Source organism: Variovorax sp. 22077 (assembly GCF_052044195.1).
GTDB lineage: Bacteria > Pseudomonadota > Gammaproteobacteria > Burkholderiales > Burkholderiaceae_C > Variovorax > Variovorax atrisoli.
Map to the genome: position 1 here is coordinate 124894 of NZ_JBQEQC010000019.1, position 22582 is coordinate 147475.

At 67.5% G+C, this 22582-nt stretch carries 20 protein-coding genes; 10 read left to right on the plus strand and 10 right to left on the minus strand.

Annotated features, from left to right (window positions below):
- Positions 1-12 precede the first annotated feature (12 nt).
- From ubiB to serA, 8 genes are all read right to left on the minus strand, one after another.
- Positions 13-1578 carry a ubiquinone biosynthesis regulatory protein kinase UbiB gene (gene ubiB, locus ACTJLF_RS24775; RefSeq protein WP_019656576.1) on the minus strand — a complete coding sequence of 522 codons (1566 nt, stop codon included), beginning with the start codon at positions 1576-1578 and terminating at the stop codon, positions 13-15.
- On the minus strand, positions 1575-2150 hold the full coding sequence (locus ACTJLF_RS24780; RefSeq protein WP_440884080.1) for a ubiquinone biosynthesis accessory factor UbiJ: 576 nt from the start codon (positions 2148-2150) through the stop codon (positions 1575-1577). The genes ubiB and ACTJLF_RS24780 overlap by 4 nt, the downstream gene beginning before the upstream one ends.
- Before the next feature lie 162 nt (positions 2151-2312).
- Complete coding sequence (locus ACTJLF_RS24785; RefSeq protein ID WP_019656574.1) at positions 2313-3323, minus strand: Tim44 domain-containing protein; 1011 nt, start codon at positions 3321-3323, stop codon at positions 2313-2315.
- Positions 3324-3358: 35 nt separating this feature from the next.
- A complete protein-coding gene (gene ubiE / locus ACTJLF_RS24790) occupies positions 3359-4090 on the minus strand; it encodes a bifunctional demethylmenaquinone methyltransferase/2-methoxy-6-polyprenyl-1,4-benzoquinol methylase UbiE (protein ID WP_019656573.1) in 732 nt (243 codons plus the stop codon).
- A 148-nt stretch (positions 4091-4238) separates the two neighbouring features.
- Positions 4239-4652, minus strand: coding sequence for a gamma-butyrobetaine hydroxylase-like domain-containing protein (locus ACTJLF_RS24795; RefSeq protein WP_019656572.1), 414 nt, complete (start codon positions 4650-4652; stop codon positions 4239-4241).
- Positions 4652-5095: an HIT family protein gene (locus ACTJLF_RS24800; protein ID WP_184606196.1), complete on the minus strand. Its 444-nt coding sequence runs from the start codon at positions 5093-5095 to the stop codon at positions 4652-4654. Before ACTJLF_RS24800 ends, ACTJLF_RS24795 begins: the two co-directional genes overlap by 1 nt.
- A complete protein-coding gene (locus ACTJLF_RS24805; RefSeq protein WP_026346579.1) occupies positions 5092-8970 on the minus strand; it encodes a DUF3683 domain-containing protein in 3879 nt (1292 codons plus the stop codon). The genes ACTJLF_RS24800 and ACTJLF_RS24805 overlap by 4 nt, the downstream gene beginning before the upstream one ends.
- Positions 8971-9120: 150 nt before the next feature.
- On the minus strand, positions 9121-10353 hold the full coding sequence (gene serA, locus ACTJLF_RS24810; RefSeq protein ID WP_019656569.1) for a phosphoglycerate dehydrogenase: 1233 nt from the start codon (positions 10351-10353) through the stop codon (positions 9121-9123).
- A gap of 276 nt (positions 10354-10629) precedes the next feature.
- On the opposite strand from serA, the gene ugpB reads away from it, so the two are divergent.
- The 6 genes from ugpB (at position 10630) to ACTJLF_RS24840 (ending at position 18222) form a co-directional block, all read left to right on the plus strand.
- Positions 10630-11943, plus strand: coding sequence for a sn-glycerol-3-phosphate ABC transporter substrate-binding protein UgpB (gene ugpB, locus ACTJLF_RS24815; protein WP_019656568.1), 1314 nt, complete (start codon positions 10630-10632; stop codon positions 11941-11943).
- A 101-nt stretch (positions 11944-12044) separates the two neighbouring features.
- Complete coding sequence (ugpA, locus tag ACTJLF_RS24820) at positions 12045-12926, plus strand: sn-glycerol-3-phosphate ABC transporter permease UgpA (RefSeq protein WP_019656567.1); 882 nt, start codon at positions 12045-12047, stop codon at positions 12924-12926.
- 1 nt (position 12927) lies between these two features.
- A complete protein-coding gene (ugpE, locus tag ACTJLF_RS24825; RefSeq protein ID WP_019656566.1) occupies positions 12928-13779 on the plus strand; it encodes a sn-glycerol-3-phosphate ABC transporter permease UgpE in 852 nt (283 codons plus the stop codon).
- Between the two features lie 124 nt (positions 13780-13903).
- Positions 13904-14911, plus strand: coding sequence for a sn-glycerol-3-phosphate ABC transporter ATP-binding protein UgpC (gene ugpC / locus ACTJLF_RS24830; RefSeq protein WP_126183059.1), 1008 nt, complete (start codon positions 13904-13906; stop codon positions 14909-14911).
- A 122-nt stretch (positions 14912-15033) separates the two neighbouring features.
- A complete protein-coding gene (gene ugpQ / locus ACTJLF_RS24835; protein WP_440884081.1) occupies positions 15034-15777 on the plus strand; it encodes a glycerophosphodiester phosphodiesterase in 744 nt (247 codons plus the stop codon).
- A 51-nt stretch (positions 15778-15828) separates the two neighbouring features.
- The gene (locus tag ACTJLF_RS24840; protein WP_440884082.1) at positions 15829-18222 is read left to right on the plus strand and encodes a DUF3772 domain-containing protein; all 2394 of its coding nucleotides are present in this window, start codon (positions 15829-15831) and stop codon (positions 18220-18222) included.
- A gap of 6 nt (positions 18223-18228) precedes the next feature.
- Here the strand turns inward: ACTJLF_RS24840 and ACTJLF_RS24845 are convergent, their stop codons facing one another.
- Positions 18229-18699: an Lrp/AsnC family transcriptional regulator gene (locus ACTJLF_RS24845; RefSeq protein WP_126183056.1), complete on the minus strand. Its 471-nt coding sequence runs from the start codon at positions 18697-18699 to the stop codon at positions 18229-18231.
- Between the two features lie 264 nt (positions 18700-18963).
- On the opposite strand from ACTJLF_RS24845, the gene ACTJLF_RS24850 reads away from it, so the two are divergent.
- The 4 genes from ACTJLF_RS24850 to ACTJLF_RS24865 are packed head-to-tail and all read left to right on the plus strand — an operon-like array spanning position 18964 to position 22114.
- On the plus strand, positions 18964-19890 hold the full coding sequence (locus ACTJLF_RS24850) for an ABC transporter substrate-binding protein (RefSeq protein ID WP_051127633.1): 927 nt from the start codon (positions 18964-18966) through the stop codon (positions 19888-19890).
- 27 nt (positions 19891-19917) lie between these two features.
- Complete coding sequence (locus ACTJLF_RS24855; RefSeq protein WP_019656560.1) at positions 19918-20814, plus strand: ABC transporter permease; 897 nt, start codon at positions 19918-19920, stop codon at positions 20812-20814.
- The gene (locus tag ACTJLF_RS24860; RefSeq protein ID WP_126024692.1) at positions 20814-21608 is read left to right on the plus strand and encodes an ABC transporter ATP-binding protein; all 795 of its coding nucleotides are present in this window, start codon (positions 20814-20816) and stop codon (positions 21606-21608) included. Before ACTJLF_RS24855 ends, ACTJLF_RS24860 begins: the two co-directional genes overlap by 1 nt.
- On the plus strand, positions 21608-22114 hold the full coding sequence (locus tag ACTJLF_RS24865) for a GNAT family N-acetyltransferase (RefSeq protein ID WP_440884083.1): 507 nt from the start codon (positions 21608-21610) through the stop codon (positions 22112-22114). Before ACTJLF_RS24860 ends, ACTJLF_RS24865 begins: the two co-directional genes overlap by 1 nt.
- Positions 22115-22130: 16 nt before the next feature.
- On the opposite strand, the gene ACTJLF_RS24870 is transcribed toward ACTJLF_RS24865, so the two are convergent.
- On the minus strand, positions 22131-22409 hold the full coding sequence (locus ACTJLF_RS24870) for a hypothetical protein (RefSeq protein WP_019656557.1): 279 nt from the start codon (positions 22407-22409) through the stop codon (positions 22131-22133).
- Positions 22410-22582: the final 173 nt, after the last annotated feature.

Below are 22582 nucleotides of genomic sequence, written 5' to 3' on the forward strand. Positions count from 1 at the left end.
GCACAAACTCCTCTAGAACAGACGCACGCGCACCAGCAATTGCATGGCGAGCAACCCCAATACAAAACCTATGCCACCGTAGACGATGGTCTGCAGCAACCGGTTGGTGCGCTTCTGTTCGGCCAGCAGTTCGAGCAGCTCGCGGCGGTTGTCGACCGGGCGATTTTCCAGGAAATCGTGCAGCAATCGAGGCAACTGGGGCAGCAATTTGGCGTACCTGGGCGCCTCCGCCTTGAGCTGCTGCAGCAGCTTCTTGGGGCCGATCTGGTCGACCATCCACTTCTCGAGGAAGGGCTTGGCCGTGGCCCAGAGGTCGAGTTCAGGGTCGATGTTGCGGCCCAGGCCCTCGATGTTGAGCAGCGTCTTCTGCAGCAGCACCAGCTGCGGCTGGATCTCGACGTGGAAGCGCCGCGAGGTCTGGAAGAGGCGCATCAGCACCATGCCCAGCGAGATCTCCTTCAGCGGCCGGTCGAAGTACGGCTCGCACACGGTGCGGATCGCCGCCTCCAGCTCGTCGATGCGGGTGCCGACCGGCACCCAGCCGCTCTCGAGGTGCAGCTCGGCCACGCGCTTGTAGTCGCGCCGGAAGAAGGCCACGAAGTTCTGCGCGAGGTATTCCTTGTCCGACTCGGTCAGCGTGCCGATGATCCCGAAGTCCAGCGAGATGTAGCGCCCGAAGGTCTCGGGCTCCAGGCTCACCTGGATGTTGCCGGGGTGCATGTCGGCGTGGAAGAAGCCGTCGCGGAACACCTGCGTGAAGAAGATGGTCACGCCGTCGCGCGCCAGTTTGGGAATGTCGACGCCGGCGGCGCGCAGGCGATCCATCTGCGCGATGGGCACGCCCTTCATGCGCTCCATCACGATGACCTCGGGGTGGCAGAAGTCCCAGAACATCTCGGGGATCAGCACCAGGTCGAGCTCGGCCATGTTGCGGCGCAGCTGGGCCGCGTTGGCGGCCTCGCGCACCAGGTCGAGTTCGTCGTGCAGGTACTTGTCGAACTCGGCCACCACCTCGCGCGGCTTCAGCCGCTTGCCGTCGGCCGAGAGGTTCTCGAGCCAGCCGGCCATCATGGCCATCAGCGCCAGGTCTTTCTCGATGACGCCGCGCATGCTGGGGCGCAGCACCTTCACCGCGACCTCGCGCTCCTCGCCATCGTTGGTGCGGATGGTCGCGAAGTGCACCTGCGCGATCGAGGCGCTGGCGATCGGCGTCTCGTCGAACTGCACGAACACGTCGCTCACCGGCCGGCGGAATGCGCGCTCGATGGTCGCGATGGCCACGGCCGAGGGGAACGGCGGCACGCGGTCCTGCAGGAAGGCCAGCTCGTCGGCGATGTCGGGCGGCAGCAGGTCGCGCCGCGTCGACAGCACCTGGCCGAACTTCACGAAGATGGGACCGAGGCTTTCGAGCGCCTCGCGCAGCCGCTGGCCGCGCGGCGCATTGAGGTTGCGCCCGAAGGAAAGAATGCGCGTGACCCCACGCACCCAGGGCTTCTGGAAGCTGGAGAGCACCAGCTCGTCGAGGCCGTAGCGCAGCGCGACCCAGACGATGAAAAGGCCGCGGTAGAAGCGCCTCATTCGGCGTTGCCCGCCGGGCCGACCGCCGAACCGCCGGCCTTGCCGGCGCCGCTACGGCTGCCGGCGAACTTGCGCAGCGCGTCCGCCACTCGCCGCACGGCATTGCCCAGCGTGTGCGCGGGCACGTCGCCGATCACGCGGGCGAGGTCGTCCTCGACGTCCCAGCGCACGTGGTCGACCAGCCAGTTGACCTCGGCCGCCAGCTGCACGTCGCCGATGATCTGCACGGCGGGCTTGTCGCCGCGCAGCGCGGCGCGTGCGATGTCGAAGGGGGATTCGTCGGTGACGGTGAGCGTCAGCTCGGGCACCGAGCCGGCCGGGGCCAGGCCGAGCAGGCCAGCCGGGGTGGCCACCAATTCCATGGTCACGAAGCGCCACTGGAAGCGCACCACCCGCCCCTCCTGGCGCAGCAGCCGCTGCTGGGCCTCGGGCTCCTGCTGCAGCACGTGGTTGAGGAACAGGACCGCGCGGTTCTGTATCTCGTGCACCGCCCAGTCCGGGGGCTGCAGGCGCTCTCCGATGCTGTTGAAGAGGTCGCCTAGAAAAGAGAATGGGGACGATGGTGTGGCCATGTCCCCATTATCCCGTCACTGTAGCGCCCCGCGGCTCATGGACTGCATGCCCTTTTCCAGAAACACCGCAGAACCGGCTTTGCCCGTCTGCTGGTGCCGCCCCCAATCAGGGGGCGGGAGGGGCGGGAGAAGCGGCACGAAGTGCGCGGAGCCTGGGGTGAACTATTGAAGAGCCTGCACGCCTGCCACCAGCCAGCCGCTGTGGCCGCTGACGGGCTTGGTCATGTTCCACACTTCGCGGAACGGGCCCGGGCCGGCCGAGGCGTCTTCGCGGATCATGCCGGAGAACTCCACGCTGGCCATGTAGGCGTCGGGCAGCTCCTCGATGCCGAGCAGCTTGGCGTCGAGCATCACCACTTCGGTCTTGTTGGAGGCACCGCCCGTGTGGCTGGCGCGGTCAGCCAGCTGCGCGCGGATCTCGTCGACCATGCCGTCGGTCATCATCGAACGCAGCGTCGACACGTCGGCGCGGTCCCATGCGTCCTGCAGCGTCACGAAGTTGCGCTTCGCCGCAGCGAGGAAGCCGTCGACGTCGAAGCCGGCGGGAATGCCCCACGACTGCGAGCCGCCGAGAGCAGAGCCGATCATGCTGCTGCCTGCCGCTGCACCGGCCGCCGAGAGGCTGCTGCCGTGCGGCGTGGCGTCGAAGGCCGCGTTGTTGCGCTCCCAGGGACGCGCCGAGGCATCGTTGCCGACGTTGGCGGGGCTGTACTGCACGGGAGAGCTCGCGTTGCTCGGGCTGGCACCCGCGCCCTGGAAGGCGAAGCCGCCCTGGCGGTTGCCTGCGGGCTGCGAGCGCGACTTGATCATGCGCCACACCACCACACCGGCGAGCACCAGCAGGCCGATCAGCAGGATGTTGGCGAAGCCTGCGCCCAGGCCCAGCGAACTCGCGAGCCATGCGAGGCCGAGGCCGGCGGCCAGACCGCCCAGCATCGCACCCCAGGGACGCTTCGGCGCGGCGGCCGCAGCGGGTGCAGGTGTCGCGGGTTTCGCAGCTGCAGCATTGGTCGCGCTCTGCTGCGAAGGTGCCGATGGCGATGCGGACTCGCGCTGCGTCACGTTGGACGACTGGCGCCCCATCGACTTGCCGCCACCCATGCGTGCAGCCTCTGCCTGCACGCTGCCCAGGACCAGTGCGGCTGCCAGGAACAAAGAACCCAAACTCTTCATATCGTCGTCTCCTCTCGAGCGAAAGATCCGCTTTATCAACACTTGATTCCAACATGGAGGGCAGCGATGCCCCCAGTCATGTTGTGATAGTCCACATGTCCGAAACCGCCCTCTTTCATGAGGGTCTTGAGCTCCTCCTGCGAGGGGTGCATCCGGATGGATTCGGCGAGATAGCGATAGCTCGCATCGTCGCCAGCCACGAGCTTGCCGAGCCTCGGCAGCACGTTGAAGGAGTACCAGTCGTAGGCCTTCGCGAGCGGCTTCGCGACCTTCGAGAACTCGAGCACCAGCAGCTTGCCGCGCGGCTTGAGCACGCGGTTCATCTCCTTGAGCGCGACGTCCTTGTGCGTCATGTTGCGCAGGCCGAAGGCCACGGTGACCACGTCGAAGTGGTTGTCGGGGAAAGGCAGCTTCTCCGCGTCGCAGACCATGGTGGGCAGCACCACGCCGGCGTCGAGCAGGCGGTCGCGACCGGTGCGCAGCATGGCCTCGTTGATGTCGGTGTGCACCACCTGGCCGCTGGCGCCGACCTTCTTGGCGAAGGCCAGTGCGAGGTCGCCGGTGCCGCCTGCGATGTCGAGGACGCGCGAGCCTTCGCCCACGTTCGCGACCATGACGGTGTACGCCTTCCAGGCGCGGTGCAGGCCTGCCGACATCAGGTCGTTCATGATGTCGTAGCGCGATGCGACCGAATCGAAGACACCGCGAACGCGGCGGGCCTTCTCGCTTTCGTCGACTGTTTCGAAGCCGAAGTGTGTGGTACTCATGCGACCGATGTTAGGCCGGAAGCCTTCACATCAAGTCGACGACCCCGCGACCACGGCGGACATTTGTTGCTTTTTCAGCCCCGCCCTTTCTGGGCGTAGGGCTATCTTTTCAATAGCAGCGGCGGACTTTCTCGCCGTCCCGAAGGCCTCAATGGCTGCCGCAGGCGTGGCCGCCCTTCTCGATCATCGGCGCGTCGCGATCGACACCCGCCTCGACCAATCTGCGCTCATAGGCAGCCCACAGCTCGGCCTGCTTTTCGCCCAGTTCGTAGAGCAGGTCCCACGAGTAGATGCCCGTGTTGTGGCCGTCGCTGAAGGTCGGCTGCACCGCGTAGTTGCCCACTGCCTCGAGCTCGACGAGTTCAACATCGCGCTTGCCCGTCTGAAGCACTTCCTGCCCGGGGCCGTGGCCCTGCACTTCTGCCGACGGCGAATAGATGCGCATCAGCTCGAAGGGAATGCGGAAGGTCGCGCCATCGGAGAAGCCGACCTCGAGCACGCGCGACTGCCCATGCACGGTGATCGACTGCGGCGTCGGTGCGCCGGGTTTCAAGCCTGCCATCAGAAGCTCCTGTTGCCCAATCGCTCGATCATCGCAGCCTCGATGGCCGGCAGGCGCGCGACGATGTCCGCCTCCAGCGCCGCATTGCGCTCGCGCTGCACGGGCGCCCACACCGAGCCCGGGAAGTGGCTGTCGCTCGGAAAGCGCGCGATCACGTGCCAGTGCAGGTGCGCGACCATGTTGCCAAGCGCGGCGAGGTTGACCTTCGCCGGCTTGAGGTGCTCGCGCAGGCACTGCTCCACCACCGTCACGGCTTCCATGCACAACGTGCGATCGGCCGCGTCGAGGTCGGAGAACTCCGGCGCGTGCTCGCGCCACACCACGCGATAGAAGGCCGGGAAGCCAGCCTCCTCGGCATGGATCACGCGAAGCTTCGCGCCCTCGAACACGAGGCGCCCGCCCGGGCCCTCGCACAGCACACAGCCCTGCACCTTCGCCGTCACACCAGCACCCGCTCGATGCCGCCGCGGTTGGCGGCTTCGACGTAGTCGGGCATCCAGTCTTCGCCGAGGATCTTGTTGGCCATCTCGACCACGATGTAGTCGGCTTCGAGCAGGCCGTTGTTCAGGTCGTTGCCGTAGCGCGAGAGGCCCTGCAGGCAGCTCGGGCAGCTGGTGAGGATCTTCACGTTCTCCTTCTCGCCGACCTTGCCGGCTTCGCGCAGTGCAGCTTCGCCCTTCTTCAGCTCCTGTTCCTTGCGGAATCGGATCTGCGTGGAGATGTCGGGCCGCGACACGCCCAGCGTGCCCGATTCGCCGCAGCAGCGGTCGTTCTTGAGCACGTTGTCGCCCACCAGCGCCTTCACCGTCTTCATCGGGTCCTGCTGCTTCATCGGCGAGTGGCAGGGGTCGTGGTAGAGGTAGCCGCCGCCGGCCGCATCGGCGAGCGTGATGCCCTTCTCGAGCAGGTACTCGTGGATGTCGACGATCCGGCAGCCCGGGAAGATCTTGTCGAACTGGTAGCCCTGCAGCTGGTCGTAGCAGGTGCCGCAGCTCACCACCACCGTCTTGATGTCGAGGTAGTTGAGCGTGTTGGCCACGCGGTGGAAGAGCACGCGGTTGTCCGTGATCATCTTCTCGGCCTTGTCGAACTGCCCGCTGCCGCGCTGCGGATAGCCGCAGCACAGGTAGCCCGGCGGCAGCACGGTCTGCACGCCCGCATGCCAGAGCATCGCCTGCGTGGCCAGGCCCACCTGCGAGAACAGCCGCTCCGATCCGCAGCCCGGGAAGTAGAAGACCGCCTCGGTCTCGGAGGTGGTCGCCTTCGGGTTGCGGATGATCGGCACGTAGTCCGCATCCTCGATGTCGAGCAGCGCGCGCGCCGTCTTCTTCGGCAGGTTGCCCGGCATCTTCTTGTTGATGAAGTGGATCACCTGCTCCTTGACGGGCGCGGGCCCCAGCGAGGCCGGCGGCGCCGAGGTCTGCTTCTTCGCGAGGCCGCGCAGCAGGTCGTTGGCCAGGCGCTGCGCCTTGAAGCCCACGCCGACCATGCCCGCGCGCACCGCCTTGATGGTCTGCGGATTGGTCGCATTGAGGAAGAACATCGCGGCCGCATTGCCCGGGCGGAAACTCTTCTGGCCCATCTTGCGCAGCAGGTTGCGCATGTTCATCGACACGTCGCCGAAGTCGATCTTCACCGGGCAGGGCGTGAGGCACTTGTGGCACACGGTGCAGTGGTCGGCCACGTCCTCGAACTCCTCCCAGTGCTTGATGCTCACGCCGCGCCGGGTCTGCTCTTCGTAGAGGAAGGCCTCCACCAGCAGCGAGGTCGCGAGGATCTTGTTGCGCGGGCTGTACAGCAGGTTGGCGCGCGGCACGTGCGTGGCGCACACCGGCTTGCACTTGCCGCAGCGCAGGCAGTCCTTCACGCTGTCGGCGATGGCGCCGATGTCGCTCTGCTGCATGATGAGCGACTCGTGACCCATGAGGCCGAAGCTCGGCGTGTAGGCGTTGGTCAGGTCGGCATGCAGCGTCTGCGGCGTGCCGGCAGGTGCGCGCAGCAGCTTGCCCTTGTTGAAGCGGCCTTCGGGGTCGACCTTGGCCTTGTACTCGGTGAAGGGACGCAGTTCGTCGTCGCTCAGGAACTCGAGCTTGGTGATGCCGATGCCGTGCTCTCCCGAGATCACGCCGTCGAGGCTGCGTGCCAGCGCCATGATGCGCACCACCGCGGCATGCGCAGTCTGCAGCATGTCGTAGTTGTCGCTGTTGACGGGGATGTTGGTGTGCACGTTGCCGTCGCCCGCGTGCATGTGCAGCGCGACCCACACGCGGCCCTTGAGCACGCGCTTGTGGATGGCGGCGCACTCGGCCAGGATGGGCGCGAACTCGGCACCCGTGAAGATGGCCTGCAGCGGCTGGCGCAGCTGGGTCTTCCAGCTGGCGCGCAGCGAGTGGTCCTGCAGCTGCGGGAACAGCGTGTCGACGTCCTTCAGCCAGCCGGCCCACAGCGCGCGCGTTTCCTGCACCAGCGCCACGGCCTGCGCGACGCGGTCTTCCAGCAGCTCGGCCGCGGGGATCTCGTGCGCGTCGTCGGTCTTGCCCAGCGGCAGGTTGCCGCGCGTGAGGAAGGCCTCGAGCTCGTCGGTGAGGGCAAGCTTGTTCTGCAGCGACAGCTCGATGTTGATTCGCTCGATGCCGTCGCTGTACTCGGCCATGCGCGGCAGCGGGATCACCACGTCTTCATTGATCTTGAAGGCGTTGGTGTGGCGGCTGATGGCGGCCGTGCGCTTGCGGTCGAGCCAGAACTTCTTGCGCGCCTCGGGGCTGATGGCGATGAAGCCTTCGCCGCTGCGCGAGTTGGCGATGCGCACCACTTCCGAGGTGACGCGCGCCACTTCGTTCGCGTCGTCGCCCGCGATGTCGCCGAACAGCACCATCTTGGGCAGGCCGCCGTGCGTCTTCGACTTGGTGGCGTAGCCCACGGCCTTGAGGTAGCGGTCGTCCAGGTGTTCCAGGCCGGCGAGCAGAACGCCCGAGCGCTTCTGCTCGGCGAACATGAAGTCCTTGATCTCGACGATGCTGGGCACCGCGTCCTTGGCGTTGCCGAAGAACTCCAGGCACACGGTGCGCGTGTGCGCCGGCATGCGGTGCACCACCCAGCGGCAGCTGGTGATGAGACCGTCGCAGCCTTCCTTCTGGATGCCCGGCAGGCCCGAGAGGAACTTGTCGGTCACGTCCTTGCCCAGGCCTTCCTTGCGGAAGGTGCGGCCCGGGATTTCGAGGCGCTCGCTGCGCAGCTTCGTCCTGCCGTCGGCGGCGTAGTACTGCAGCTCGAACACGGCGCTGTCGACGTCGTGGATCTTGCCGAGGTTGTGGCCGATGCGCGTGACCTCGAGCCATTCGGCCTGCGGCGTGACCATGCGCCACGAGGCGAGGTTGTCGAGCGCCGTGCCCCACAGCACGGCCTTCTTGCCGCCCGCGTTCATGGCGACGTTGCCGCCCACGCACGAGGCCTCGGCGGAGGTCGGGTCGACCGCGAAGACGAAGCCCGCGCGCTCGGCCGCATCGGCCACGCGCTGGGTGACCACGCCGGCTTCGGTCCAGATGGTGGGCACCGGATCGGCCAGGCCGGGCAGCGAGACGTGCTCGACCTCGGTCATCGCCTCGAGCTTCTCGGTGTTGATGACGACGCTGTTCCAGGTCAGCGGAATGGCGCCGCCGGTGTAGCCGGTGCCGCCTCCGCGCGGGATGATGGTCAGGCCCAGCTCGATGCAGCCCTTCACCAGCAGCGCCATCTCGGCCTCGGTGTCGGGGCACAGCACGACGAAGGGGTACTCCACGCGCCAGTCGGTGGCGTCGGTGACGTGGGCCACGCGCGAGAGGCCGTCGAACTTGATGTTGTCCTTGGCAGTGAGGCGGCCCAGCACGCGGGTGGCCTTGCGGCGCAGGGCGGCGACGTCGCGGAACTTGGTGTCGAAGGCGGCCACGGCCTCGCCCACGAGCGCGGTGAGCTCGCCCACGAGCTGATCGCGCGGCAGGTCGCTGTCGGGGGTTCGGCGCTTCTGCACCTCGGCCAGGCGGTGCCTGAGGGCATCGACCAGCTGGCCGCGGCGGCGCGGGTTGTCCAGCAGGTCGTCGACGAGGTAGGGGTTGCGCTGGACCACCCAGATGTCGCCCAGCACCTCGTAGAGCATGCGCGCCGATCGGCCGGTACGGCGCTCGGCGCGCAGGGTCTGAAGCAGGTCCCAGCCGCGTTCGCCCAGCAGGCGAATCACGATTTCTCGGTCGGAGAAGCTGGTGTAGTTGTAGGGGATCTCGCGCAGTCGTACCGGCTCTGCGGCCTGTGCCAATAGCGCGTTCAACGCGGTCGGAGCATTCATCGGGTGGGGCGCCTCGGCCGGGCGCTGCGCGCCCATAGCCGGGCTGTGGATTTTATTGCAGCGCCTGGGGTCTTGCCGCGTGGCGGTTGCTTCGGCCTTGTGGTAGGCGCCGGTTCCGGGGAGCCCCTCCCCGGGGATCTCCGGAAAAACTCAGAACAGCACGCGGCTGCGGATCGTGCCGCCGACCTTCGCCAGCTTCTCCAGCGCCAGGTCGGACGAGGCGGCGTCGATGTCCATCACCACGTAGCCGATCTTCTCGTTGGTCTGCAGGAACTGCGAGGAGATGTTGATGTGGTTGTCCGAGAAGATCTTGTTGATCTCCGACAGCACGCCCGGCACGTTGCGGTGCACGTGCAGCAGGCGGTGCTTGCCAGGGTGCGCCGGCAGCGCCACCTCGGGGAAGTTGACCGACGAGGTCGAGGTGCCGTTGTCGCTGTACTTGACCAGCTTTTCCGCCACTTCCAGGCCGATGTTGGCCTGCGCTTCCATGGTCGAGCCGCCGATGTGCGGCGTGAGGATCACGTTGTCCAGGCCGCGCAGGGGCGACTGGAACTCGTCCTTGTTGCTGCGCGGCTCCACCGGGAACACGTCGATGGCGGCGCCCAGCAGCTTGCGGGCCTTCAGGGCCTCGGCCAGCGGCTCGATCTCGACCACCGTGCCGCGCGAGGCATTGATGAGGATGGCGCCGGGCTTCATCGCCGCGATCTCGGCCGCGCCGATCATCCACTGGGTGGCCTGGGTCTCGGGCACGTGCAGCGTGACGATGTCGCTCTGGGCCAGCAGCTGGTGCAGGTCGCGCACCTGGCGCGCATTGCCCAGCGGCAGCTTGGTGACCACGTCGTAGAAGGCCACGTGCATGCCCAGCGCCTCGGCCAGCACCGACAGCTGCGCGCCGATCGAGCCGTAGCCCACGATGCCCAGCGTCTTGCCGCGGATCTCGTAGGCGTTGTCGGCCGACTTGAGCCAGCCGCCGCGGTGCGCCACCGCGCTCTTCTCGGGCACGCCGCGCAGCAGCAGGATGGCTTCGGCAAGCACCAGCTCGGCCACCGAGCGGGTGTTGGAGTACGGTGCGTTGAACACCGCCACGCCATGCTCGCGGGCGGCTTCGAGGTCGACCTGGTTGGTGCCGATGCAGAAGCAGCCTGCCGCCACCAGCTTGTGCGCCGCAGCGAACACCTCGGCGGTGAGCTGGGTGCGCGAGCGGATGCCCAGGAAATGCACGTCGGCGATCTTTTCCTTCAGCTCGGCATCGGGCAGCGCACCGGGCAGCGACTCCACGTTGGTGTAGCCGGCGGCGCGCAGCACCTCCACGGCCGAGGGATGGATGCCTTCGAGCAAGAGGAACTTGATCCTGCTTTTGTCGAGGGAGGTTTTGCTGCTCATGGAGGTTCTCTTCGAAGCCCCGGCCACGGCGACAGGCTAGGCCGAAAAAAGGGAGGGCGATGCTAGCATGGTGCGGCGCAGCAAGAAGGGCGACGACCCGTGCCGGGCCTGATGCGAACAGGGCCAAATCCGCGAGGGAAGGCAAGGAGCGGCCGAAGGCCCCAAAGGGGTTTCCCCGATTGGAAGAAACCCGCCCCCCGTGCGCCAATGTGACGCGGCTGTGTCATGCACATGCCCTAGCATCCGCGCTTTCCATTTTTCCCTTCAGGAGTCTTCATGCGATTCAAGACGCTCGCGCTGGCATCGGCGCTGGCCGCCACCACGCTTTTCAACGTGGCGCACGCCCAGATCGAGATCCAGTGGTGGCATTCCATGACTGCCGTCAACAACGAGTGGGTCAACGACCTGGCGAAGCAGTTCAACGAGAGCCAGAAGGAATACAAGGTCGTCCCGACGTTCAAGGGCACCTACGACGAATCGATGACGGCCTCCATCGCGGCCTTCCGCGCCGGCAACGCCCCGCACATCCTGCAGGTGTTCGAGGTGGGCACCGCCACCATGATGGCCAGCAAGGGCGCGATCGTCCCGGTGGGCCAGGTCATGAAGGACGCGGGCGAGAAATTCGACCCGGCCGCCTACATCCCCGCCGTGGCCGGCTACTACACCGCCCCCAACGGCCAGATGCTGAGCTTCCCGTTCAACAGCTCGACCACCATCTTCTATTTCAACAAGGACGCCTTCAAGGCCGCCGGCCTGCCCACCGACAAGGCGCCCGCCACCTGGCCCGAAGTGGTCGCAGCCGCCGCCAAGCTCAAGGCCAGCGGCCACAAGTGCCCGTTCACCACGGCATGGCAGAACTGGACGCAGGTCGAGAGCTTCTCGGCCTGGCACAACGTCGAGTTCGCGTCCAAGAACAACGGCCTGTCGGGCCTGGACGCGCGCCTGAAGGTCAATTCGCCGCTGCACCTGCGCCACATCGAGAACCTGGCGAGCATGGCCAAGCAGGGCCTCTTCGTCTACAAGGGCCGCGGCAACGTGCCCGAGGCTTCGTTCGTGTCGGGCGAGTGCGCCATGATCAACACCTCCTCGGGCTTCTACGGCAACGTGGCCAAGAACGCCAAGTTCGCCTACGGCCTGGCTCCCCTGCCCTACTACCCGGACGTGCCGGGCGCACCGCAGAACACCGTGATCGGCGGCGCCAGCCTGTGGGTCATGTCGGGCAAGAAGCCGGCCGAGTACAAGGGCGTGGCCAAGTTCTTCAGCTTCATCTCCACGCCTGAAGTGCAGTCCGCCAGCCACAAGCGCACGGGCTACCTGCCCGTGACCACGGCCTCGTACAAGCTCACCGAGGATTCCGGCTTCTACAAGCAGAACCCCGGCACCGACGTGGCCGTGACGCAGATGATCCGCAAGGTCACCGACAAGAGCCGCGGCATCCGCCTGGGCAACTACGTGCAGATCCGCGCCATCGAGGACGAAGAGCTCGAACAGGTCTGGAACGGCAAGAAGACCGCCAAGGAAGCCCTCGACGCCATCGTGACCCGAGGCAACGAGCAGCTCGAACGCTTCCAGAAGGCCAACAAGAGCTGACGCCCGGCCGCCGGACGGCGTCCGTGTCCGGCTAATATCGCCCGCCCCCGTCGGCTCTTGCGAAAGAGCGGGCGCGGCGGGATTTTTTACGTAGAGGGTTCATGGAAAAACGCGTTTTCTTTCGTTCGGGCTGGCTGCCGTGGCTGCTGCTCGCACCGCAGATGGCGGTGATATTCGTGTTTTTCTTCTGGCCGGCGGGGCAGGCCCTGCTGCAGTCGCTCCAGCAGCAGGACGCCTTCGGCACCTCGGTCGATTTCGTCGGCCTGCAGAACTTCAAGGACCTCTTCGAGGACCCGGCCTATGCCGAGTCGTTCAAGACCACCGCCATCTTCTCGGTGCTGGTGGCCAGCATCGGACTGACGCTGTCGCTGACGCTGGCGGTGTTCGCCGACCGCATCGTGCGCGGCGGCATGTTCTACAAGACCATGCTGATCCTGCCGTACGCCGTGGCGCCCGCGGTAGCCGCCGTGCTGTGGGTCTTCATGTTCTCCCCGTCGCTGGGCGTGGTCGCCTATGCGCTGGGCAAGATCGGCATCGACTGGAACCACCTGCTCAACTCGAAGCACGCCATGACGCTGATCGTGATGGCCGCCGTGTGGAAGCAGATCTCCTACAACTTCCTGTTCTTCCTGGCCGGGCTGCAGTCCATCCCTAAGTCGCTGATCGAGGCTGCCGCCATCGACGGCGCGCGCCCGTGGCGGCGCTTCTGGACGGTGCAGTTCCCGCTGCTGTCGCCCACCACCTTCTTCCTGCTGGTGATGAACGTGGTCTACGCGTTCTTCGACACCTTCGCCATCGTGCACGCCGCCACCGAGGGCGGCCCGGGCAAGGACACGGAGATCCTCGTCTACAAGGTCTACCACGACGGCTTCAAGGCCCTGGACCTGGGCGGCTCGGCCGCGCAGTCGGTGGTGCTGATGGTGATCGTGATCGCGCTGACCATCGTGCAATTCCGCTACGTCGAGAAGAAGGTGCAGTACTGACATGGTTGAAAGAAGAAGCACCCAGGGCATCCTGGCCCACGTGGTGATGATCCTGGGCGTCCTGATCGTCGCCTTCCCCATCTACCTCGCGTTCGTGGCGTCCACCCACACCGCACAGGAGATCGTGCAGCGGCCGATGCCGCTGCTGCCCGGCTCGCACATGCTCGAGAGCTACAAGGGCGCGCTCTTCGGCCGCGCGAGCAGTGCGGGCTCCAACGCCCCGGTCGCCCACATGATGTGGGTGAGCCTGGTGACGGCGCTGGTCATCGCCGTCGGCAAGATCGCGATCTCGCTGCTGTCTGCGTTCGCCATCGTGTACTTCCGCTTCCCGTTCAAGAAGATCTGCTTCTGGGCGATCTTCGTCACGCTGATGCTGCCGGTGGAGGTCCGCATCCTGCCCACCTACAAGGTGCTGTCGGACCTGAGCATGCTCAACAGCTACGCGGGCCTCACGGTGCCGCTGATCGCCTCGGCCACCGCCACCTTCCTGTTCCGGCAGTTCTTCCTGACGGTGCCCGAGGAACTCACCGAGGCCTCGCGCATGGACGGCGCGAGCCCGATGCGCTTCTTCTTCGACGTGCTGCTGCCGCTGTCGAAGACCAGCATCGCCGCGCTCTTCGTGATCCAGTTCATCTACGGCTGGAACCAGTACCTCTGGCCGCTGCTGGCGGTGACCAACGAGGACATGTACCCGATCGTGGTCGGCATCAAGCGGCTGATCGCCGGCGGCGACGGCCAGAACGAATGGAACGTGGTGATGGCCACCGCGATCCTCGCGATGCTGCCGCCGGCGCTGGTGGTGGTTCTGATGCAGAAGTGGTTCGTCAAGGGCCTCGTGGACACTGAGAAATGACGCTCGCCCCCAGGCTGCACGCACTTCGTGCCGCTGCGCCAACCCCCTTCCGGGGGCAACACCTGCGGCCCGGCAGAGCCGGCTGCGCGGTGTTCCTGAAAAACATCGGAGAACTCGAATAGACATGGCTTCCCTCTCCCTACGCAACGTCATCAAGCGCTACGGCCACGGGCCCAAGGCCAACCAGGTCATCCACGGCGTGAGCGCCGAGATCGCCGACCACGAGTTCATCGTCATCGTCGGGCCCTCGGGCTGCGGCAAGTCGACGCTGCTGCGCATGGTGGCCGGCCTGGAGGAAGTCTCCGCCGGCGAGATCGCCATCGGCAACAGGGTTGTGAACAACCTGGAGCCCTCCGAGCGCGACATCGCCATGGTGTTCCAGAACTACGCGCTCTATCCGCACATGAGCGTGTACGCGAACATGGCCTACGGCCTGAAGATCGCGAAGGTGCCGCCTGCCGAGATCAAGGTGCGCGTCGACAAGGCCGCGAAGATCCTCGAGCTGGGCCACCTGCTGGAGCGCAAGCCGCGCGAGCTCTCGGGCGGCCAGCGCCAGCGCGTGGCCATGGGCCGCGCCATCGTGCGCCAGCCGCAGGTGTTCCTGTTCGACGAGCCGCTGTCGAACCTCGACGCCAAGCTGCGCGCCCAGACCCGCCTCGAGATCCAGAAGCTGCACCGCGAGCTCGGCATCACCTCGCTGTTCGTCACGCACGACCAGGTCGAGGCCATGACGCTGGCGCAGCGCATCATCGTGATGAACGGCGGCGTGATGGACCAGTTCGCCACGCCCGAGGAGGTGTACTCGCGCCCCGCCACCACCTTCGTCGCGAGCTTCATCGGCTCGCCGCCGATGAACCTGCTCAAGCACGCGCCGGGCGTGCGCCCGGGCCAGATCCTGGGCATCCGCCCCGAGCACCTGAAGCTCGACGAGAGCGGCTGGTCGGTGCAGGTCGAACAGGTCGAACTGCTGGGTGCCGAACGGCTGGTGTATGGCCGCATCGGCGACGAGCAGATCATCATGCGCACCGACGAGGCCGACCATCCGCCCGTGGCCGGCGACACGGTGAAGATCGCGGCGCGCGAAGACAAGCTGCACTGGTTCGACGCCGGCTCCGGCAAGCGCGCTGATTAATCTCGCCCCCAGGCTGCGCGCACTTCGTGTCGCGTCGCCAACCCCCTGCCGGGGCGGCACCGGCGGCCCGGCAAGGCCGGTTCCGCGGTGCTACTCGAAGAAACTGGGGCTTCACTCAAAGAATGATCATGAATTCCTGGCCTTACCCCCGCTGGGTCGCCCACCGCGGCGCCGGCAAGCTCGCGCCCGAGAACACGCTGGCCGCCTTCCGGCTCGGCGCCTCGCATGGCTACCGCATGTTCGAGTGCGACGCCAAGCTCAGCGCCGACGGCGTGGTGTTCCTGATGCACGACGCCGCGCTCGACCGCACCACCAGCGGCCGCGGCATCGGCGGCGCGCAGCCCTGGAGCGCGCTGGCGCAGCTCGATGCGGGCGGCTGGCACTCGCGGGCCTATGCGGGCGAGCCGCTGCCCACGCTGGAGAACCTGGCGCGCTTCTGCCTGGCCAACGGCCATCTGCTCAACATCGAGATCAAGCCCACGCCGGGCACCGAGCGTGAAACCGGCGAGGCGGTGGCGCGCGAAGCGGCCCGGCTGTGGCAGGGCGCGGCGGTGCCGCCGCTGCTCACATCCTTCCAGGTCGAGTCGCTCAAGGGCGCCCAGGCGGTGCAGCCCGAGCTGCCGCGCGGCCTGCTGCTCGACAAGCTCTGGGACGGCTGGCTCGATGCCGCCAGGCAGCTGGGCTGCGTCGCCATCGTCTGCAACCACGCGCTGTGGGACGCCGCGGTGGTCTCGATGGTGCACGATGCCGGCATGCGCGCGCTGAGCTACACGGTGAACGACGACCGGACCGCGCAGCGGCTGCTCGAGCTGGGCACCGACGGCATCATCACCGACAGGGTCGATCTCTTTCCGCCAGCCGCCTGACGCGGAGATTCTTACCAGTCCTTACGAAATGGCGGCTTCTATGATGCAGCCATGAGTTGGACCCAACGCTTCGCGAGCTTCTTCCTCGCGGCCCTGTTCATCTGCGGTGGCGCCCAGGCGCAGCCGGACATCGGCAACGGAAACAACGGCAACAGTGCCGCCGCGGCTGCCGCAGCCCCCGCCCCCACGATCGCCGAGCTGCGCGCGCAGTTCACCAAGCTCAGCAACGCCGCCGAGACGGACGACGACGCGCGCAAGCTGCTCGCCCAGATCAACGACATCGGCGTGCAGGCCGACAAGTTCGTTGCAGCGCGCACCGGCGACCTGGCCGACCTGAACGCCAAGCTCGGCGAACTCGGCAATCCGCCCGCCGCCGGCGCCACCGAAGATCCCGACATCACCCGCCAGCGCGCCCGCCTCACGAAGGAGCGCAATGCGCTGGATGCCGACATCCGCCTCGCGCGGCTGCTGTCGGTCGACGTGCGGCAGCGCGGCACCGAGCTGGTGACGCAGCGCCGGGCACTGTTCGAGGCGCAGCTCACCGAGCGCGCGGCCTCGCCGCTGACGGGCGAGTTCTGGAGCAGCCTGCGCGAGGCGTGGCCCGACGACCTGGAGCGCCTGAAGGCGATGGCCTCGTCGGTGAACGACGGCCTGCTGGCCGCCACGCAGCCCGAGACCCGCCTGCCGGTGATCGCCGCGCTGGTCGGGGCGCTGCTGCTCACGGTGTTCGGCATCTGGGGTGCCGAGGTGCTGCTCACCTGGCTGGCCGCGCGCTACCTGCCCGCAGGGCGGCTGCGGCGCTCGCTGCTGGTGATCGGCATCGTCGCCAGCCATGTGCTGCTGGTGGCGGTGGCGGCGCACGGCTTCGTCGAGGTGCTGAAGGAGTTCGCCACCTGGGAGCCGCAGGCGCGCAAGGTGCTGCAGTCGGCGGCGCAGCTGCTGGTGTTCATGGCCTTCGTGATCGGGCTGGGCCGGGGGCTGCTGGCCACGCGCCGGCCCTCGTGGCGGCTGCCGCCCATCCCCGACGCCATGGCCACCCGGCTCGCACCGCTGCCCTGGCTGGTGGCGCTGGTGGCGGTGCTGGCGTGGACGCCGGCCGAGGTCAACGCGCTGATCGACGCCAGTTTCGCCGCGGTGGTGGCCACGCACGTGCTCACCGCGCTGGTGCTGACGGCGCTGGTCGCCTCGGTGCTCTACCTGGTGAAGCCGCTGCGCGCCGACGCCGCCGAGGCCGGCCTGCCCGAGCGGCCGATGTGGGTCGGCATGCTGGTGGCGCTGATCGGCGCGCTGATGATCGCGATCTGGGTGCTGGTGGCGGTGGGCTACGTGGCGCTCGCCAGCTTCCTCGCATCGCAGCTGGCCTGGAGCGGCATCGTCGCGGCGGCCTTCTACGTGCTCTTCAAGTTCGCGGACGACGTGTTCATGGCCACGGTGTCGTCGCGCGCCGGCTTCGGGCAGCGGCTGCAGAAGAGCTTCAACCTCGCGCCGCAGACGCTGGACCAGGCGGCCACGGTGCTTTCGGCGATCAGCCGCGTGGCGCTCTTCTTCTACATGCTGGTGGCGCTGGCCGCGCCGCTGGGCACGGGGCCGGGCGAGGTTTTCCAGCGCAGCGGCAAGTTCGGCACCGGCGTGAAGGTGGGCGAGTTCCAGCTGGTGCCGGGTGCGATCTTCAGCGCGATCGCGGTGGCGGTGATCGGCTTCGTGGGGCTGCGGATCTTCAAGCGCTGGCTCGCGCGCAGCTACCTGCCCAACACGAAGTTCGAGCCGGGCATGCAGAGCTCCATCACCACGCTGCTGGGCTACGTGGGCGGCATCCTGGTGATCGCCTTCTCGCTGTCGGCGCTGGGCATCGGCATCGAGCGCATCGCGTGGGTGGCGAGCGCGCTGTCGGTGGGCATCGGCTTCGGCCTGCAGGCCATCGTGCAGAACTTCATCTCCGGGCTGATCCTGCTGGCCGAGCAGCCGGTGAAGGTGGGCGACTGGGTCGTGCTGGGCACGGCCGAGGGCGACGTGCGGCGCATCAACGTGCGCGCCACCGAGATCCAGCTGGGCGACCGCTCGACGCTGATCGTGCCGAACTCGGAGTTCATCACCAAGACCGTGCGCAACATGACGCTGGCCAACGCCGAGGGCCGCGTGCTGATCCGCCTGCCGATGCCGCTGACCACCGACGCGCAGCGCGTGCGCGAGCTGATCCTCGCGGCCTGCAAGGGGCACGAGGGCGTGCTGGAGACGCCGGCGCCCTCGCTCACGCTGGAGGGCATCGAGAACGGGCTCTTGATCTTCCAGGCAATCGCCTACGTGGCGAGCCCGCGGCTGGCGGGAGGCGTGCGCAGCGACCTGCTGTTCACCATCCTCGACGAACTGAAGAAGGCGTCGCTTCCGCTGGCGGTGCCGACGATGGTGATGACGGCGGCGCCGCCGGCGCCCGGCGTGGCGGGTTGAAGGCGTTCACTCCAGCGGCAGCGCGGTCGTGAACTTGACCTCGTTGAGACACACGCTGGAGCGCACCGCCGAGACGGCGGGCATGTGCATCAGGGTGTGCATCAGGAACTGCGAGAGCGACTCCAGGTCCTGGGCGACGACCTTGAGCACGTAGTCGAAGTCGCCGGTCACCGAGTAGCACTCCAGGATCTGCTTCATGTCGGCGATCAGGTCCTGGAACTTGGGCAGCTCGTCGACGTGGCCGCGGGCCATGGTCACGTGGATGAAGGCGGTCACGCCCAGCCCGATGTGGCGGGCATTCAGCCGCGCCGCGTAGCCATGGATCAACCCCAGTTCCTCCAGCCGCCTGTGGCGCCGCAGGCACTGGGCGGGCGAGAGATTGGCCGCTTCCGCCAGCTCCAGGTTGGTGGCACGGCCGTGGGCCTGCAGGTGCTCGAGAATTCTCCGGTCGATCCGGTCGAGGGCGATGTCATGCAATTTCTTCTCCCGATGCACCAAGTCGATGCAATTTTATGGCGCAAAGCGGGGTAAGCCCGAGGCTTTCATGCACCTTAATTGTGCAAAGTACGATCTAGACTCCCTGGCGCCCGGATCGCACGACGCGATGTCCAGCCGCTGAACCCCCTGCCGCCGGCACCTGCCTGCGGCTTCAGACGCATCCCAATCCCCACCCGGAGACCCTTTCCCGTGAAAAACGCTTTGCTTCGCACCCCCTTCAGCGCAGTGGCCCTGGCCCTCGGCATGCTGGCCGCAGCGCCTTCGTTCGCGGCCGACACCAAGTCGGTGGCCGTGACCGCCATCGTCGAGCACCCCGCGCTGGACGCGGTGCGCGACGGCGTGAAGGCCGAGCTGAAGGCTTCGGGCTACGAGGAAGGCAAGAACCTCAAGTTCACCTACCAGAGCGCGCAGGGCAACGTGGGCACCGCAGCACAGATCGCCCGCAAGTACGTGGGCGACCAGCCCGACGCGATCGTCGCCATCGCCACGCCGTCGGCGCAGGCCATGGTGGCGGCCACCAAGAGCATTCCGGTGGTGTATTCGGCGGTCACCGACCCGGTCGCGGCCAAGCTGGTGAAGAGCTGGGAGCCCACGGGCACGAACGTGACGGGCGTGTCCGACCTCTCGCCGCTGGAAAAGCACATCGCCCTCATCAAGCAGGTGGTGCCCGCCGCCAAGCGCATCGGCGTGATCTACAGCCCCGGTGAAGCCAACTCGGTGGCCATCGTCGACTCGCTCAAGAAGGCCGCCTCGGCAGCCGGCATGACGGTGGTGGAAGCCGCCGCGGCCCGCACGGTGGACGTTCCGACCGCCGCGCAGAGCCTGGTCGGCAAGGCCGACGTGATCTACACGCCCACCGACAACAACGTGGTCTCGGCCTTCGAGGGCATCGTGAAGGTGGCGCAGCAGGCCAAGCTGCCGGTGGTGGCTGCCGACACCGCCACCGTCGAGCGTGGCGCCGTGGCCGCGCTGGGCCTGAACTACACCGACATCGGCCGCCAGACCGGCAAGGTCGTGGTGCGCATCCTCAAGGGCGAGAAGCCCGGCGCCATCGCGTCGCAGACCAGCGCCAACTTCGAGCTGGTGGTGAACCCGGGCGCGGCCAGGCTGCAGGGCGTGACGCTGTCCGACGAGCTGCTGAAGACCGCCAAGGTCGTGAGCACGAAGTAAGAAGCCGAACCCGTCTTCCTCTTTCCCATGTCGCTCATCGCTTCGCTGGGCGCCATCGAGATCGGCCTGATATTCGGGCTGGTCGCGCTGGGCGTCTTCCTGTCGTTCCGCATCATCAACTTCCCCGACCTCACGGTGGACGGCAGCTTCCCGCTGGGCGCTGCCGTGGCCGCGACGCTGATCGTGGCGGGCTGGAACCCGGTCGCCGCCACCGCGGTGGCCTGCGTGGCCGGCGCCGCCTCGGGTTGGGTCACGGCCTGGCTCAACGTCAAGCTGAAGATCATGCAGCTGCTCGCGAGCATCCTGGTGATGATCGCGCTGTACTCCATCAACCTGCGCGTGATGGGCAAGCCCAACGTGGCGCTCATCACCGAACCCACGGTGTTCAGCATGGCCAGCTTCGGCGGCATGCCCGAGCAGTGGGCCAAGCCGCTTCTGCTGCTCCTGATCGTGGTCGTCGCGAAGATCGTGGTCGACATGTTCTTCGCTTCCGAGGCCGGCCTCGCGATGCGCGCCACCGGCGGCAACGCGCGCATGGCGCGGGCGCAGGGCATTTCCACCGACTTCCACACCATGGCCGGCCTGGCGCTGTCGAACGCGCTGGTGGCACTGGCCGGCGCGCTGTTCGCGCAGAGCCAGGGCACGGCCGACATCTCGATGGGCGTGGGCACGATCGTGATCGGCCTGGCCGCGGTGATCATCGGCGAGACGCTGATTCCGGCGCGCAGCATGGTCATCACCACGCTGGCCTGCGTGCTGGGTGCACTGCTCTACCGCTTCTTCATCGCGATGGCGCTGAACACCGACTTCATGGGACTGCAGGCGCAGGACCTGAACCTGGTGACCGCCGTGCTGGTGGCCTTCGCGCTGCTGGTGCCCGCCTACAAGCGCAGGCTGGGTGGCCTGTTCAAGGGGAAGAACTGATGCTGCGCGCCCAACAACTCGAGATGACCTTCAACCCGGGCACACCGATCGAGAACCGCGTGCTGCGCGGCCTGAGCCTGGAGATTCCCACCGGCCAGTTCGTCACCGTGATCGGCTCGAACGGCGCGGGCAAGTCGACCTTCCTCAATGCGGTGAGCGGCGACCTGATCGTCGACAAGGGCCGCATCGAGATCGACGGCAAGGACGTGACGCGCATGAACGCCTGGCAGCGCTCGGGCATGGTGGCGCGCGTGTTCCAGGACCCGATGGCCGGCACCTGCGAGGCGCTGACCATCGAGGAGAACATGGCGCTGGCCTGGAAGCGCGGCGAGCGCCGGGCCTTCGGCTTCGCGCTCAACCGCAACCTGCGCGAGATGTTCCGCGAGAAGCTGTCGATCCTGAAGCTGGGGCTGGAGAACCGCCTGGCCGACCGCATCGGCCTGCTCTCTGGCGGACAGCGGCAGGCGGTGAGCCTGCTGATGGCATCGCTCAGGCCCTCGCGCATCCTGCTGCTCGACGAGCACACGGCCGCGCTCGACCCCAAGACCGCCGCCTTCGTGCTGGAGCTGACCGCGAAGATCGTGGAGGCCGGCCAGCTCACCGCGATGATGGTCACGCACAGCATGCGCCAGGCGCTGGACTACGGCTCGCGCACGGTGATGCTGCACGAGGGCCAGGTGATCCTCGACGTGGCCGGGCCGCAGCGCTCGGGGCTCGATGTGCCCGACCTGCTGCGCATGTTCGAGCAGACCCGCGGCGAGAAGCTCGACGACGACAAGCTGCTGCTGGCCTGATGACGACGCCTTTCGTGCGCGGCATGCGCGCCGCCGACCTCGACGCGGTGCTGGCGATCCAGCTCGCCTGCTACGGCGCGGGCTTCGTGGAAGACGGCGCGCTCATCGCGAGGCGGCTCGCTGCCGCGCCCCACACCGGATGGGTGGTGGAGCACGAAGGCGGCGTGCGGGCCTACCTGGCGGGCTATCCGTCGGTGGTCGGCAAGCTGACGCCGCTGCACGGCGAGTTCGAGGTGGCACAGCAGCCCGAATCGATCTATCTGCACGACCTTGCGGTGCACCCGGGCGCCTCGGGCCTCCGGCTGGGGCCGCTGCTGGTGCGCCATGCCTGGGCTCATGCGCTGCAGGCCGGCTGGCGGCAGTCGACGCTGGTGTCGGTGCAATCCTCGGTGGGGTTCTGGGAGCGCCAGGGCTATGCGGCCGCGCTGCCCGACGGCCCGCAGCAACAGGCCCGGCTGGCCACCTACCCGGGCGAGTCGGTCTACATGATCCGCCGGCTCGGCTGAGCGGGCGGCGGCCCCTTCAGCGGCGCCAGCCGCGCATCGCCAGCCACTGGACCGTGCCGCAGACCACGACGAGCGCGGCATAGGTCGCCATCGCCCCGTCGCGCCCGAACACGGCCAGCCCGGCCGCCAGCACCGCCACGCCGGCCGCGAAGGTCAGCGCCCACTGCACCCACCAGCGCGGGGCGCCGTCGCGCCGGCCGCCGAGGAAACGCCCGACAAAGGCCAGCACCAGCGCCATGAAGGCGGCAGGGGCGACGAAGTTGAGAAGGTGGTCGAGAAGGGCCGGCAGGTCCATCGGGAGGGGTGGCGCGGGGGCAGGAACATTCGGCTGGGGTTATGGCTGTCATAGGGAAAGCCATTTGTCCCTCGTCAAGCCCCGCAAGGCTGCTGATTTTATAATCATGGGCATGTCAGTCTGGGCCCTCGGGTTGAACCACACGACCGCGCCGCTCGATCTGCGCGGTCGTT